General features: G+C 67.9%; 11 protein-coding genes. 7 read left to right on the top strand and 4 right to left on the bottom strand.

Annotated elements, in window-relative coordinates; genetic code table 11:
* Complete coding sequence (locus D7X32_RS02940) at positions 1-2,682, bottom strand: DEAD/DEAH box helicase (RefSeq protein WP_244238817.1); 2,682 nt, start codon at positions 2,680-2,682, stop codon at positions 1-3.
* 336 nt (positions 2,683-3,018) lie between these two features.
* Between D7X32_RS02940 and D7X32_RS02935 the strand changes: the two genes are divergently transcribed.
* The 7 genes from D7X32_RS02935 to D7X32_RS02905 all read left to right on the top strand — a co-directional run bounded on the left by D7X32_RS02935 (position 3,019) and on the right by D7X32_RS02905 (position 12,096).
* Positions 3,019-4,797: a hypothetical protein gene (locus D7X32_RS02935; RefSeq protein ID WP_120600959.1), complete on the top strand. Its 1,779-nt coding sequence runs from the start codon at positions 3,019-3,021 to the stop codon at positions 4,795-4,797.
* A gap of 1,053 nt (positions 4,798-5,850) precedes the next feature.
* Positions 5,851-6,471 carry a hypothetical protein gene (locus D7X32_RS02925; protein ID WP_120600958.1) on the top strand — a complete coding sequence of 207 codons (621 nt, stop codon included), beginning with the start codon at positions 5,851-5,853 and terminating at the stop codon, positions 6,469-6,471.
* A gap of 60 nt (positions 6,472-6,531) precedes the next feature.
* Complete coding sequence (locus D7X32_RS02920; RefSeq protein ID WP_120600957.1) at positions 6,532-8,172, top strand: hypothetical protein; 1,641 nt, start codon at positions 6,532-6,534, stop codon at positions 8,170-8,172.
* A 2-nt stretch (positions 8,173-8,174) separates the two neighbouring features.
* A complete protein-coding gene (locus tag D7X32_RS02915) occupies positions 8,175-9,227 on the top strand; it encodes an alpha/beta fold hydrolase (RefSeq protein WP_120600956.1) in 1,053 nt (350 codons plus the stop codon).
* Between the two features lie 49 nt (positions 9,228-9,276).
* Complete coding sequence (locus D7X32_RS02910; RefSeq protein ID WP_120600955.1) at positions 9,277-11,160, top strand: extracellular catalytic domain type 1 short-chain-length polyhydroxyalkanoate depolymerase; 1,884 nt, start codon at positions 9,277-9,279, stop codon at positions 11,158-11,160.
* Between the two features lie 85 nt (positions 11,161-11,245).
* Positions 11,246-11,389 (top strand): hypothetical protein, encoded by a 144-nt coding sequence (locus D7X32_RS45295; RefSeq protein WP_158625599.1) that lies wholly within the window; start codon positions 11,246-11,248, stop codon positions 11,387-11,389.
* Positions 11,390-11,454: 65 nt separating this feature from the next.
* Complete coding sequence (locus D7X32_RS02905) at positions 11,455-12,096, top strand: glutathione S-transferase family protein (RefSeq protein ID WP_120600954.1); 642 nt, start codon at positions 11,455-11,457, stop codon at positions 12,094-12,096.
* Positions 12,097-12,157: 61 nt separating this feature from the next.
* Here D7X32_RS02905 and D7X32_RS02900 read toward each other — a convergent pair whose 3' ends face one another.
* The 3 genes from D7X32_RS02900 to D7X32_RS02890 all read right to left on the bottom strand — a co-directional run bounded on the left by D7X32_RS02900 (position 12,158) and on the right by D7X32_RS02890 (position 14,917).
* Positions 12,158-13,471 (bottom strand): nitrilase-related carbon-nitrogen hydrolase, encoded by a 1,314-nt coding sequence (locus D7X32_RS02900; RefSeq protein WP_120600953.1) that lies wholly within the window; start codon positions 13,469-13,471, stop codon positions 12,158-12,160.
* Positions 13,468-14,055 carry a hypothetical protein gene (locus D7X32_RS02895; RefSeq protein WP_147449999.1) on the bottom strand — a complete coding sequence of 196 codons (588 nt, stop codon included), beginning with the start codon at positions 14,053-14,055 and terminating at the stop codon, positions 13,468-13,470. Before D7X32_RS02895 ends, D7X32_RS02900 begins: the two co-directional genes overlap by 4 nt.
* 127 nt (positions 14,056-14,182) lie before the next feature.
* Entirely contained in the window at positions 14,183-14,917 is a 735-nt protein-coding gene (locus D7X32_RS02890) for a hypothetical protein (RefSeq protein ID WP_120600951.1), read from the bottom strand.
* Positions 14,918-15,012 lie beyond the last annotated feature (95 nt).

The raw sequence follows: 15,012 nt of genomic DNA, 5'->3' as shown, positions 1-15,012 counted from the left end.
TCAGCCGTCCCCCTCTTGAAACACACCCGAGTACTGCCGCGCCTCATCCGGAACGGGAGCCAGGAAGTCACGTGCCAGCGAACGCTTGCGTTCGACGAGTTCGTGGAGCCGCATGTCGAAGCCTGAATCGGGGCGTCCCTGCCGGTGCAGCAACGGATAGTGGACGTGGACGGGCCGGACCTGACCGATGCGGTGGGCCCGGTCCGTGGCCTGGTCCTCCTTGGCGGGATTCCACCAGCGCCCGTAATGGATGACGTGGTTGGCGGCGACGATGTTGAGCCCCGCGCCCGCGGCCAATGGACTCAGCAGGAGGACCTGGAAGCCCCGTGCCTTGGAGAATTCGTCGATGGCGTCCAGGGCTACACGGCGGCTCTCCGGCTCTCCGTTGATGATGCGGACTTCCGGCAGGCGGAAGCGCTCCTGGATGAGGCCCGATAGCAGCTCCTGCATCGCCCGGGAGAGGACGAACACCAGGGCCTTCTGCGCATCCGCTCCGCTGGCCGTGGACTCCACCCGCGCGAGCAACTCCAGGCAGAGGCGGGTCTTGGGGCTCTCCTGGAGCGCGGTGGCGGCGGAGAGCCCGCGCGAGTCCGCCAGGAGCGCGGGATGCTGATACAGCTTCTGGAGCGCGGAGAGGGCCCATAGCGCGCCGCGCTTCGGCGCCTGCCGGGCAATGAGCCGCTCCTGTTCCTCCTGAAGCGCCGTCATCTCCACCGGATGGCTGTGATATCGCTTCTCCGGCAGGTCCTTGAGCGCCTCCGCCTTCTCCCGGCGCATCAGCGTGCTGTCCCTGGACGGATACTTCAGCCGCGTCCGCAGGGTGGATGCGCCCTGCGCACCGCCATGTTCCTCCCGGAAGGAGGCACGAGGGCCGAAGACCCGGGGCGCACGACTCTGGATCGCGTCGTAGACGGCCCAGACATCGAACAGCTCGTTCTCCACCGGTGTGCCCGTCAGCGCGACGGCGAAGCTCCGCTTGAGGGCCCGGGCCGCGCGGGAGCGCAGCGTGTCCGGATTCTTGAGCAGGTGGGCCTCGTCGAAGACGACGACGCCGAAATCCACCTTCAACAGCGAGCGCTGATAGGCTCCCAGCGTTTCGTAGTTGGTGATGATCAACGTCCGCTGCGCGAGCAAGTCGGTGTCGAGTCCGTCCCCGCGATTCACGGCCCGGAGGTCCTGCCCATGCAGGATGAAGGCGGCTTGCCAGAGCTCTTCCCGGAAGAAGCGGTTCAGTTCCTGCTTCCAGTTGTCCAACAGGATGGTGGGGCAGACCACCAAATGGGGCCGCGCGTCCCTTTCAGCCATGAGCAGTCTCAAGGTCAGAAAGCACGCGACCTGCAATGTCTTGCCCAGGCCCATGTCGTCCGCGAGCAGGACGCCGGGACTTCCAGAAACGGCATGGCGCCACAGCCAGGCGAGTCCCTCCTTCTGATGTGGCTTGAGAGACACGCCTGGACGGAAGGCCTGCTCCAGCTTTTCCCACGGCACGGGCGATGCGTCGTCCACCCGTGGTTCCGCGGACGATGGTGCTTCCGCTTCGCGGACGATGGCTCCAAGACGGCCCCCGGCTCGGGGGGCGTCGTCGGGTACCACCTCCACCTCCCCGGCAGGCGCGGACAGACCGAGCGCGATCCGAAGCTGACGCCCCAGTGCCTCACTTGGGAACACCTGCTGTCCGCCCACGTTCAGGGGCATGGGGGTGGCGCTGGCCAGCGCCGCATCGTTCCGGTTCAGGACCTCCAGCGCCTCCTCACGCGACTTCAACTGGAGGCGCATGCCCGTCTCGTTGACGTGGAGGGTCAGGGCGAAAGATTCGGAGGGCGAGGACGGTTCGACCCATTCCAACCCGGTGGCTTCGCGGCCTTCCCCCGGCTGGCGTCCCCGGAGGAGTTCGAAGCCCGCCACCCGGGGCGAGTACTGCGAGAGTTCCAGGCTCGCGTCGAGGTCTCGTCCCTCCGGGATGAGGTGCGACGGGTCCGCCATTTCGCGCGTGACGTCGGCCACGAGGCGTCGCTGGAGGGGACGGGTTCTGGCCAGCACCTCGTCGGTGTGTTCGGGAAGCAGCAGGGGGCGCCGGGCGTCTTCTCCCGCGATGCCGCCCGGCCGTACCGAAGACAGGGAGAAGTCCGCGCGCGTCCCATCCGCGAAGACGGCGTAGGGGCGAAGGGAGACCACCTCCGTGAGGTCGGCGTCATGCTCCCAACGCAATCCCAGGCGACTCACCGCGCGAGGTTCGAAGGTCTTGAGGAATCCGGTGGGCGCGAACGGGATGCGGTCTCCCAGCAGCCCCGATACATCTTCCAGCACGCCTCGCAGCCGGACGACCACGGCCAGTTGCTCCTGCGTCGAGGCATGGGTCGCGCGGTGAGCCTCGGCGCAGGCCCAGGCCGCCGTGGGCGTCAGGGGGAATGTGGCTCCTTCCGGAGAGCTGACCGTCCAGGGAAAGGGCGCTCCCGTGGCGAGAATGGGCTCACCGTCCACGCGAACCTTGTAGCGGGCACCGGCGCCGCCTGGGATGCCTACGACCTCCCAGCGGAGGGATTGCTGCTGGAGGCCCAGCAGGTCCATCAGCAGGTGCTGCGTCGACGCCCACTCCTCCCGTGAATACTCGTGCTCCTCCGCATCGAAGCCCCCCTCGCCCGGACGGCCGAGTGCAAGCCATTGCTCCCGGCTGAAGCACAACCGTTGGCCGTCACTCCATCCCTTGGCGTTCCAATCATCCCTCCGCAACTGGACCCTCGCGGCCAACTCCGGAGGCAGGGGGGGCAAAGCAATGCACAGCCGGTCCGCATCAATGAACCAGCGCGGAAGGGGGGCACGGGTATCTGGGTTCACGGGCCTGCCAGGAGAGCTGTCCGTCCGTCCCCCGGTGACGTATCGCGTTCATGACGTGCAGGAACATCACCCTGTTGGGGTATTGAGTTCCCGGGCATCCCGCCGCTAGCATCCGCCTCCCGAGTTCTCCCCCAGAAGCACTCGCGAGTCCGCCGCCGTGGAGTTCGCGATATACGCTCCACCATGGGCGAATGGGGACAGATCACACTCTTCAAGACACGTGAACTCGACGTGCTCGAACGCGTCATCTCGGACCTCTGCGTCACGGAGGGACTCGTGGCGGTTCCCTACTCGCCGCGCAAGCGCGAGACCTGGGACCGGATGCAGTACGGGACCGGAGCGACCTCCGACCGATGGGCGTGCGCGCTTGGATCCGGAATGCACGGCTGGTCCATCGCCAAGACGGCTCCGTTGGAGCTGCTTGCCGAGCCTGGACACACGGGCGAAAGCCGACTGGGGAAGATTGCCCGTGCGCTCGGATGCGAAGCCCTCCATGTCTCTCTTTATGACGGCACCGCGATGGCGATTGCCCAGGCATCCCCCACGGGTGAGGTCGTGCTGTCGGGGTACACCATGGACGGACTTGTCTTCCACGGCATGGAGATGACCGAGGAGCGCGCCATGCCCAGGATTGAAGGCAACAGCGTCCCTCCGTCCATCCAAGAAGCGCTCGAAGAGTCCTTGTCGGATGGGTTCGATTCACTGGTCGAACAGCTCGCAGGGGCAGACTGGCTTGATGTGTCATTGCGGCTTATCGAAGGTCAGGCACTCCCAACGGCACGCGTGTTGTCGTTCGCTCGCCCCGAACTCGAAAAGAAGCCACCGCTCCGGGTGAAGTTCGCGCTGGAGAAGCATCCACTGGGAACACGCTACGTCCTCGATGAAGGCGTCTGGCTCACCGGAGGCAGCATCGATGCCTCTGATGCGAAGACCGGGGCCGCGTTCGTCCAGAAGGTCGCGCACTGGCTTGACGTGCCTGTCTCGCTCGAACCGAGCGTTCCACGGTCCCTCTTCAGCATCCGTTCGACGCCCGAGGAAACCGATCCGCGTCCAGGGGTAGAGACAGAGCTGTATTCCTTCGGAGACAACGGGGGTAGTGAGTTCATCCTCCGGATCCAGAAACAGCAGGGCACCGCGGACATCGAGGAGCGCAGTCCCCACCAACGGCGACACCTCATCTCCCAACTGATCCATGGGCTCACGGGCGCTCGTGCGAGCGCCAATGCCCTGTATCGTGACTTCCAGCGCGTGGTCGAGGAGCCGACCACGCATGCCCTGGGCACATTCGCGGGGGAGCGCCTCATCACCGCGTGGTGGCGACTGGGGAAGTCCGCCATTGTCATCGAAGGCCAACCCGTCCTTGAGCTGCCCGGGCTCTGCACGGCCATCGCCGCAGCGGGAAACAAGGTCGCCCTCACACTCGTTACACCCAGGCACGTCAACGGGTATTCCCAGGGCTACGGGCACGAGGATCCCGTGACACTCAGGGTCATCGATATCGACACTGGCGACGAACATGAGGTGCTTCGCAGCGACGAACATCTGATGTTCGGCTTCTCCATGCTCGGCTTCGCGGGCGGCGTGCTTGGCGTTCGCGCGGAGCGCGATGGCGTTCCAGTCGTCGTGACACTGGACGGCGATGTCGTTTCGGAGCACCCGGGAGATTTCCGGCAATGGCTCCGCGCCTCCACTCCCCTCCCCTTTCAGGTGGACGGGCTCTATTCGACCTACGAAACCCCGATCCTCCGGGCGGGCCCCGATGCAGTCATCGTGGCCGAGGAAGCATCCCCGGTGCGGGAGCGCGCGATTTCCGTCTTGGACTTGAAGACACGGGAACTTCACGCCTTCAGTGACGCCTCGGGCCTTGCCCCCGTCGCGTTCTCCGCCAGAGGAGCCCGGTGCCTCGCGAGAATCGACGACCGACGACTGTTCGTCGGGAGCCGCATGGAGCCCTCCCGTTAGCTGCCATTGGCCCGCGACCTGCGATGGAGGCTCCAGGATGGCGCGCACCCCACTGGGAGCCGTCAGAGACACCAGCACCCTCAAGCCTGCCTCCACACCTGCCACAGGCGAACACGTCCAGCGCGAAGTTCCTGCTTGAGCAGCCCGGCCCCCTCCAGCCGCGGCGCGCGCTCCTGGGTCGGCTCCTACCTCGCCGCTGCCTCAGGCGGCTCACTTGCCTCTTCCTGCTTCGGCTCTGCCCCCACGTGAGGGAGCAGCTGCGCCAGGCGGCGCACCTGCGCGAGCGAGGCAGTCTCGGAGGCGTTTTTCACGGCCGCCATCCCAGGCCACGCCGCGGCGGCAGGCAGATTGCTCCACATGACATGTCGACCAGGTGATGGCCTACTCATCGGCCTTCTACCCAAGCGTCGCCTCCGTCCGGAAGCGAAGCGTCGCCACCGCCGCCTCGGGCACCTCGAGCGGCAGCTGGGGGTACAGCACCCTCGGGGTTCGCTCATCCGGGGTCGCGTCGAGCTTCATCAGCGGCACCGAGAGCTCACTCGCCCTCTTTGACACCTTGCTGGCCGGAACCAGCAGCCCCGGCACCACCCGGGTCCCCGTGGTGGACAAGGTCCTCGGAAGCCACCGGCGGCTGCGCAACGGCACCGGTCGGCTCTCGGCCGAGGACAGGATGCGGCTGGACCCGCACATCGACGCGGTCGCGGAGCGGCGACTCGATCACGGGCAGCGAGGGCAACTTCCTGTGGTCGGGCCTCCTCTACAACCAGTGGCTCGGCACGGCGCTCCAGGCGATGGGCATTCCGAAATCGGAATGGAGCGAACCCAACCACCCCGGCTACGGCTGGAAGGCGTCATACCCCTCGACCTACGAGTACTTCTTCACGAACCAGGGCTTCACCTCGGTACAGGCCTCTCCGGCGTCGATGTGGCAAGCGTCCTGACGCACCAAGCCATCGTCTGTCTTTTGACAAGGCTGTCTTGCGAGTGCTACCCGTAGCTGAAACATGAATCGGGCTTCATCTCCCCCGTGCGCCCGAACGAGGAGTCACCCCCATGAAGAAGACGCTTTCGTCCGCGATGCTGCTGTGCGCGTTGGGCCTCACGGGTTGTGGGGAGGAGACGACGCCGACTCCCGTGGACAACGCGCCCAAGCTGGACAGCCAGTCGAACATCCTGGCCTTCCTGGAGGGCAAGACGCTGGTGATGGAGGGGGACAACATCCCCAGCCACCCGCTGTCGCTGGACGAGGACATCAACTGGGGTTCGGCCAGCCAGTGCTTCCAGAAGGTCACCATTGGCGTGGGCGGCAACAACTTCCACGTCACCAGCATCCCCGGCACCATCCGCAACTCCGCCGGCGTCGGCCAGCCCGGCAGCACGTGTGATCACGCCGCCGCGCAGAACGCGCTGGTGTTCGACTCCAAGGCGGTCACGCTCTCCAACATCACCGCGGGCGGCAGCTGCTTCGAGGTCCTGGTGGACTACGGCAGCTTCAAGCAGGAGGGCCGCGTGAGCATCTCCTCGGACACGAAGAAGATCTCCATGGAGCTCTACTTCGAGGCGAAGGCCACGGGCTGGCGCTGCGCCGACGGCGCGGTGGGCGCCAAGACGGTCAGCGTCTCCGGTCAGGCCTTCACCGGCAACGCGGTGCAGGTCTACGACATCAGCGGCTAGTCGCACGGCGGACGGTGGGCGCGAACCGCCCTCACGGCAATCCATCAGGGTGAGGTGTCTATGTCGGGAGGGTGGTTGGGCGCGGCGCGCTTGGGCGCGGTGGCGCTCGTGCTGGGGCTGGCGCTGCCGGCGGCGGGGCAAGGCACCACGGTGCCGGGCCTCTATTACGGCGATTGGTTGGATGAGAAAAACCGCGAGGAGGACGCGAAGCCTCGCGAGTTCGTCCTCATCAACTACTTCTTCACCCGGCTGTCGGTGACCAACAGCGTGGGCGACCCCGCGGGCCTCAAGGGCGTGTCGCTGGGGCCCATCGGCTCGCTGTCCGGCAGCTCCGTCCGCGTGGAACCGGGGCGCTCGGCGTTCTACGTGGAGCAGCGCTGGATCCCCGTGCTGGAGTACAGCCCGTCCTTCGCGGACGGGCTGGCGTCCTTCCGCGCCCAGTTCGAGGTGGACTACCTCTGGGGCCGCGCCGCCAATGCCTCGCAGCAGAACGAGGGCGGCGGCTTCAACGCGGACCAGGTCAACATCCAGACGAAGAACGTCAACGTCGCGGTCTATCCCACGCGCAACCCGGCCCGGCTCACGCTGCTCATCGGCACGCAGCCGGTCTACGACTCCATCTTCGACCCGACGCGCTCGCCGCTCAACGACATCGTCCGCACGGGTTACAAGCTGGCGTTCATTGGCAGCGACGCCACGGGCCTGTCGCTCTACAGCAACTACAAGGGGCTTTCCAAACTGAGCCTCCTGCCTCTGGGCAGCGCCCAGGCGGACAAGGCGACGCGGGACGACCCGCGCCTGAAGTTCGTCTACCTGCTCACCGCGGACTACGCCTACCCCGTGCAGCCCGGGACGAACATCGGCCTGTCCGCCTGGTACCTGCGCGATGACACGAAGGGGGACGCGTATGCCTTCGAAGGCATCGTGAAGAGCGGGCCTTCGTCCACGGGCCTCTCCCCGTTCGTCGGCACCCCGCGCTTCAACATCGAGCGGCCCACGGGCAACGTCTTCTGGCTGGGCGCCAACTTCCACCACAACATCGACTTCCGCGCGGGGCGCCTCGCCGCTTCCGGATTCGTCATGTACAACGGTGGCAGCTACACGAGCGACCGCGCGGACACCACGTTCAACAAGAAGGTGGACATCTCCGGCCTGTCCGCGAACCTGGAGGTGCTCTACCAGTGGGGCCGCGGCCCGGCGGACCTGGTCACGCTGGAGGGCATGTTCACCACCGGCGACAGCAACCTGGATGACGACCGCTACACGGGCGCCTTCACGCTCAACCAGTACGGCCTGCCCGGCTCGGTGTGGTTCAACCACAAGATGCTGCTGCTGTTCCCCTTCACCAGCACCGTGAACAACTACACGGGCGCGGTGACGGACATCTCCAACCAGGGCTACGGCCTGCGCACCGGCATCGCGAGCGCGGCGTGGGACGTCATCCCCAACACGCTCAACCTCAAGCTGGCCACGGGTCTGGCCAACTCGGGGGCGAGCCCGCCGCGCTGGGAACCGGCCGTGCGGCGGGGGCGGTTCATTGGCGCCGAGGTGAACGCGGAGGTGCGTTACACCATCCGCTACCTCATGACGGTGGGCCTGCACGCCGGCTACCTGTTCCGCGGCGCCTTCTATGACGGCTCCACGACGGTGAAGAACAACCCCTTCGCCGCCTTCACCACCTTCACCTGGTACGCGTTCTGACCATGAGCCCCTTCCGCGCCCTCAAGGCCCTGCTGCTCGTGGCGGGGCTGGGTTCCTCCACCGGCTGCGTGCGCTCGTACGCCAGCGCGCCGCCGCTGGCGTTCCAGGACCTGGACTACGCGTCGCCCGGGGCGAAGGAGCCCTGGCCGCTGAAGCGGCTGGCCCTCCCCGAGACGGCGGCCACCTACGGCATGGCGCGCGTACCGGAGATGGCCTACGTGGAGCTGCCCGCCGCGCCCGGCGCGCGCACCGTGGTGCTCATCCATGGCCTGGGCAGCTACCTGAAGTTCTGGAGCGCGCAGTTCGACGCGCTCCAGCGTGCGGGCTACCACGTCGTCGCGGTGGACCTGCCCGGGTATGGCAAGTCCGACAAGCCCGGCTCCTTTCCGTACACCATGGAGGCCATGGCGGACGCGGTGCGTGAGCTGACGCGGAGCCTGGGCGTCGAGCATCCCATCCTGGTGGGCCACTCCATGGGAGGGCAGACGGCGCTGTCGTACGCCATCCGCTACCCGGACGAGCCCTCGGGGGTGGTGCTGGTGTCGCCCGCGGGCTTCGAGAAGTTCTCCCAGAAGGAGAAGGACTGGTTCGCGCGGGTGATGAGCACGGAGTTCATCAAGTCCGCACCCGAATACGGCATCCGGGGCAGCGTGCGGCAGGCCAACTTCCAGCACTGGCGGCCGGAGCTGGAGTGGCTCATCGAGGAGCGCGTGCGGCTGGCGAAGTCGCCCGAGTTCGACGCGTATGCCTATGCCAACGTGCGCTCGGTGCGGGGGCTCGCCAACGACGACTTCGTGCGCGACAACCTCCACCGCATCACCGCCCCCAGCATCATCATCTTCGGGGAAGCGGACCGCCTGATTCCCAACCCGTTCCTGCACGGTGGCTTCCCGCGGGACATCTTCGAATACGGCCACGCGCGCATCCCGGGCTCGAAGCTGGTGGGACTGGAAGGGTGTGGCCACACGGTGCAGCTCGACTGCCCGGTGCCGTTCAACGCGGCGCTGGAGGCGTTCCTCAAGAGCTTGCCGGTGGCCGGGGCACCCGAACCCTGAATGAACTCGGCCGCCCACCCTCCTCCCCCGTGGCGGCCAGGGAGGCACCATGCACGGTCGAGGCATTCGTCGTCTTGGGTGGTTCACGCACGTCCCCTGGTTTCGCGTCGCGGCGTTGGCCATCGCGGCGACTGCAGGCTGCGGTCCGCTGGGAGCCGAAGCGCCGGACACCGGCGTCCCCCAGGTCGAGCAGGTGGAGCAGGGGCTGACGCAGGTGACGGGCTTCGGGTCCAACCCTGGCAACCTCCAGATGTTCCGGCAGGTGCCCGCGGGCATGCCGGCCAATGCACCGCTGGTGGTGGTGTTGCACGGGTGCACGCAGAGTGCCGCGGGCATCGAGCCCGCTGGGTGGACCGCGGCGTCGAACGTCTACAAGTTCTACGTCGTCTACGCGCAGCAGCCGAGCAGCAACAACCCCACCAGCTGCTTCAACTGGTTCGAGCCGGGGGACATCGCGCGCGGCGCGGGTGAGGCGCTGTCCATCAAGCAGATGGTGGACGCCATGAAGGCCGCCTATTCCATCGACCCGGCGCGGGTGTTCGTCACGGGTTTCTCCGCGGGAGGCTTCATGGTTCCCGCCATGCTGGCCACCTACCCGGACGTCTTCGCGGCGGGCGCCATCAACTCGGGCGGTCCATACCGGTGCGCCAACTCCATGAACGAGGGCTTCACATGCATGAGCCCCGGCGTCAGCAAGACGCCCGAGGCGTGGGCGGACCTCGTGCGCAACGCATACCCGGGCTACACGGGTGCCCGGCCGCGCGTCTCCATCTGGCATGGCACGAGTGACTTCACGGTGAGGCCCTCCAACCTCACCGAGTCCATGAAGCAGTGGACCCAGGTGCACGGCATCGACCAGACGCCGGACACGACGGACACCGTGGGGGGCTTCCCGCACAAGGTGTACCGGGACAGCGCGGGCACGGCGCTGGTGGAGACCTATGAAATCACCGGCATGGGTCACGCTATCCCGGTGGATCCGCAGTACAGCTTTCCTGGGAGCAGCACCGCCTGTGGCGCGACGGGCGCATACCAGTCCGACGTGAACCTCTGTGGTGTGTATCACCAGGCGCTCTTCTTCGGGCTCACGGAAGCCAGCACTCCTCCGGATGACACCACTGCGCCCACGGTGAACGTGACGGCGCCCGTCTCCGGCGCCACGGTGAGTGGCACGGCGACGGTGACCGCGAGCGCTTCCGACAATGTCGGCGTCACGCGGGTGGACTTCTACGTGGATGGGAACCTCGTGGGCACGGCCAGCACGGCGCCCCATGCGTTCAGCTGGAACACCACGACGGCCGCCAATGGCTCGCATGTGCTGGGGGCCCGGGCGTTCGATGCGGCGGGGAACTCCGCGCTGGACGCGGACACGTCCGTCACGGTGAGCAACAGCGGGACGACGCCGACGACGGTCAGCTTCACCAGCATCGCGGCGGAGGATGGCTACGTGAAGGCGAACGCGGACGGGAGCGCGGCGGAGCTCGGGACGCTCACGGGCCTGGCGCTCGGACGAGGGGTGGACGGCAAGCACAACCGCTCCCTGCTGTCGTTCGACACGTCCAGCCTGCCGGACACCGCCAGCATCACCCAGGCGTTCCTGACCCTCTCCTACTCATCCGGCTCCGGAGACCCCTGGGCCAGCCCCGCGGGCAACACGCTCGTCATCGACGTGGCCACGGGCACCTTCAACGCGGCCGCGACGGAGACGGGCGACTGGGCCGCCCCCGCGACCGCGAGCGCCGTGGCGGGCGTCGCGAAGTTCACCGCGGGCACCGTCCGCTCCACGGACTTCGCGGGGGCGGGGACGTCCGCCGTCAACACGCGGGGCCGGACGCAGCTGCGCCTGCGCTTCGCCCAGAATCCCGCGGCGACGGCCTACCTCTTCGTGAAGGACGGTGCGAACGCCACGCTCACCGTCGTCTACACCCCGTAGTCCCCGCACGCCGCCCCGGGGGGACCTCCGGGGCGGCGGCAGGAGCGGGATTGAACGCATCACCCCGCCGCATGCGGCACACCCGGTGACGCGCTTCTTCGACCTGGAGACCGGCGCGGCCCTGGGCGAGGTCGCGGGGCTCTCCGCGCCCGGGGATGCACTGCGCCTGCCCCACTGGGATGCGCTGGGGGACGGGTACGTCCTGAAGCCGTGCCCCGACGATACCTGACAGTCCCTTGTCACGCCGGGTGGATAGGTCCTCCTCCTTCACCCGTGCCGTCCTGGAGGTCCGTCTTGAAGCTCTACTTCCACCCCCTGTCCGGAAACTCGCGCCGCGTGCTGCTCGTGGCCGCCCACCTCGACATTCCCCTCGAGCGCATCGTGGTGGACCTCACCACGGGCAAGCAGCGCGAGGCGTCGTACCTGGGCATCAACCCCAACGGGCGCGTCCCCGTCCTGGACGACGGCGGCTTCGTGCTCTGGGAGTCGCGCGCCATCATGGTGTACCTCGCCGAGAAGACCCCGGGGCAGACCCTGCTCCCGACGGACGCGCAGGGCCGCGCCGATGTGAACCGCTGGCTGTTCTGGTGCTCGTCCCACATGGCCCCGGCGAACACCGTGCTCGTCCAGGAGAACTTCGTGAAGCAGCGCACCGGCCGCGGGCCGCCGGACCCCGCCGAGGTCGCGCGCGGCGAGGCCCTCTTCGCGCAGACCGCGCCCGTGCTGGACTCGCACCTGGCGGGCAGGACGTGGGTCACGCAGGAGCGCCTGACGCTCGCGGACCTCTCGCTCGCCGCGTCGTTCGCCCTCGCGGGCCCGGCGCGCCTGCCCCTCGAAGGCTACGCGAACCTCCGGGCCTGGCTGGGGCGCGTGCAGGAGCTGGAGGCGTGGCAGCGCACCGCGCCCCCCATGCCGCCGCCGGCCGCCCGGAGCTGAGCAGCCTGCCCCCGTGAACACCGACATCCCGAGCACTGGCGCATGCCCAAGAGGACCGGGCCTACTCCTGCGTCGCCTCCACCCTCCGCGGCGGCGGGGACACCGTGAGGATGCTGCTCGCCCCCGGTGCGCTCCGCGCCAGCACGCGGCCGTCGGAAGACACCACCGCCGCGACGCCTCCCAGCGAGGCTCGCACCGCGGGCATGCGCAGCTCCACCGCCCGCATCACCACACCACCGATGGCCTGGTCCATGGCGAAGCGACTTCCAGCCAGGGGCAGATCACTGGCCAGGACCGCGAGCAGCTCTCCTCCCGCTTCCCGTCCACGCAAGGCGGTGGCGCGGCTGAAGGCCTCGTAGCAGATGAGCGGAATCACCTTCCGCCCCGCGAGGGACAGCAGCGGTCGCGCCTGGCTTGCGACCAGCGGCTCCCCTCTTCCCTGAAGCCCGAAGATGGAGCGCTCGCCGATGGGGACCAGGATGGACTTCCCTCGGGTCTCCTGCAGACGCCCGTCCCCATCAAAGGCGGCGGCGGCATTGAAGAAACCCTCGGGCGTTCGGAGCGTCAGCCCCGCGATGGCGGGGACCGGCAGGCGCGCATCGAAGGCCTCGATGACCTCCGGCCGTGACACACGCCCCTCGGTCCCCCGCTGGAGCCCCCGTACCGTGGACTCTGGCCAGATGAGCCGCTCCGTGGCCTCGGGCACCGACTCCGGCACCCGCACGGAAGATGCCATGTGGACCACGCCCGTCCCCTGGAGCGCATCGTCCGCCACGGGCAGCGGGGGCAGCGCGGCCAGGGCCACCATGACGCCCACGGCCGGCAGCAACAGGCGGCGCGAGCGCAGGGCCACGGCCTCTCCAACGCACACGGCGGCGAGCAGGCAGAGCACCAGCGTGGGCACCCACCCCACGAAGCCCACGGCCCTCAGGATTGGCGGCTGCATCCACTGGGAATGCAGCACGTGCGTCATGGAGAAGCCGCTCCACGCCTCCAGCCCCGCCTCGCCCAGCACCCATCCCACCGGCAACCAGTACCTGGGAGGCACCCGCTTCACGGGCAGCGCCGCCAGCGCCAGCAGTGGCACCTGGGACAGCGCCCCCGTGGCCGTCCAGCCCAGAAACGCCACGATGAACGGAGGAGGAAGCCAGGGGGCCGTGTAGAACCCCGCCGTCCCCACCCACCAGTGCAGGGCCACGCCCTGGCGCACCAGCGCAGCCAGCAGCAGCGCCGCGGCGGCCTGGCGCCAGCCGTTGGCGCGGTGGAGCGCCCACCCCAGCAGCGCGATGCCCACCCAGGCCAAAGGCTGCGCCCACGTCCACAGGAAGGCGACGCCCAGCGCGATACCCGAGCCCAGGGCCAGGAGCAGGCTCATCGCTTCCGGAACCTCTCGGGCGGAACGGGGACCAGCGCCGTGGCCTCCCCCGGGAGCGTTACCTTCACGAGGTTGGGGTGCTTGCGCGCCAACCGGGCCTCCAGCACCGCGGGCTCCCAGCGCGACACCTCTTCGAGGGCCGTGTCCATGGCCTTCGCATCCAACCGCCACAACTCGAGCGCCTTGCCAGAGCGCGTACGGACGAAGCGAGCGCGCTGCTCGGGGCTCCCGGCCTGGAAGAAGCCCTCGTCATAGAGCAACCCATCAAGGGGCAGCTTGTACGTGGAGCCCAGCACCCAGGCCCCCGGCGCCTCTTCCGCGAGCGCCGTGAGCAGCGGCGTTGAGAAGCCGTAGCAGGTATCCAGGACGATGAGGTCCGGGCGGTAGCACCGGACCACCCGCGCGAGGTCCTCCGGGGACGCGTTGAGATAGCTCGGCGGCAGGCTGTGTCCGCTGAGCACGAGCACCTCGGCCCTCACTCCAGAGGGACAGGAGAAGTCCTCGAGGTCCACATGCGGGCAGCGGCCATCGGAGCAAGGCGACTGCTGCAACTCGGCGACATCCGCTCGCGAGTAGATCGCCACGACACGCTCCTGCACACCGGGGGCCTGCTGACACGCGCAGGCCCCCAGAAGCAGGGCCAGGAGCCAATGCCTTGCCAACACAGTCATGGACGGTTCCAGTTCCTGGCTCGAAACACCGGTAGGCCTGCTAGCAGTGGCACCAATACGAGGCGCACCACGAGCGGCAGTAGTTGCTCAGCCCGGTGAGCCTGCAGCCGTTCCGCCTGTACTGCTGGGAGCAGCCGACGGTGGAACCCACGTACCAGACGCCCACCGCGATGAGGGTGACAACCGCCGCGGCGCCGCCCTTCCCCGTCTTGTCCTCGGGAAGGTACTTGCTGATGACTTCAATCATCGTGAACAGGGAGTACTCGGAGACGCTGTCCAGTTCCCCGGTCTCGAGGAGGATCTTGGCCGCTTCATCCTCGTTGGCGGCCAGCTTGTCACCCACCATGATGGTCTTGTCCGCGTTGAAGACCATGTGCAGCTTGCCGCCTTCATGGTGGACCCAGGCGTCGCCCGTCTCGTTGTTCACCGTGTAGAGGGTGCGCTCCCCGGTCTTCTCGTCATACACCTCGAGGACGGCGTCATCCGTGCCGCGGACGAGCGTCTGCCGCAGGACGAAGTTCATGAAACGGGGCACCTCGTCATGCATCGCAATGCCCAGCCGGCCAAACCGCTCCAGGCTCCCGTCGACGACTCGCGCGGGCTCCACGTCGCTGAAGACGATGTTCTCGGCCAAGGCCTCGCGCGCCTTGGTCATCGGGTTGGCCTCGGGAGCACGGCTGCAACCGATCTGAATGGTGAAGACCGCGAGCATCGCGAGCGTTACCGCGCGCAGGCCGTTGGAAGAACCACGGTGTGACTCAGCCGGATGAAGCATGTGGGGGCACTCCTCTTGCTGCGGGGATCTCGCACCCGGCTCAAGGCCGGGTGCGATGGTTACGGCACTCCCCGTAAAAGCAGGAAGCAGGCCAT

The sequence above is a fragment of the Corallococcus carmarthensis genome (assembly GCF_003611695.1).
Classification (GTDB): Bacteria; Myxococcota; Myxococcia; order Myxococcales; family Myxococcaceae; genus Corallococcus; species Corallococcus carmarthensis.
Note: the sequence above shows the minus strand (reverse complement) of the source record. Positions and strands in the feature narration are given on the sequence as shown.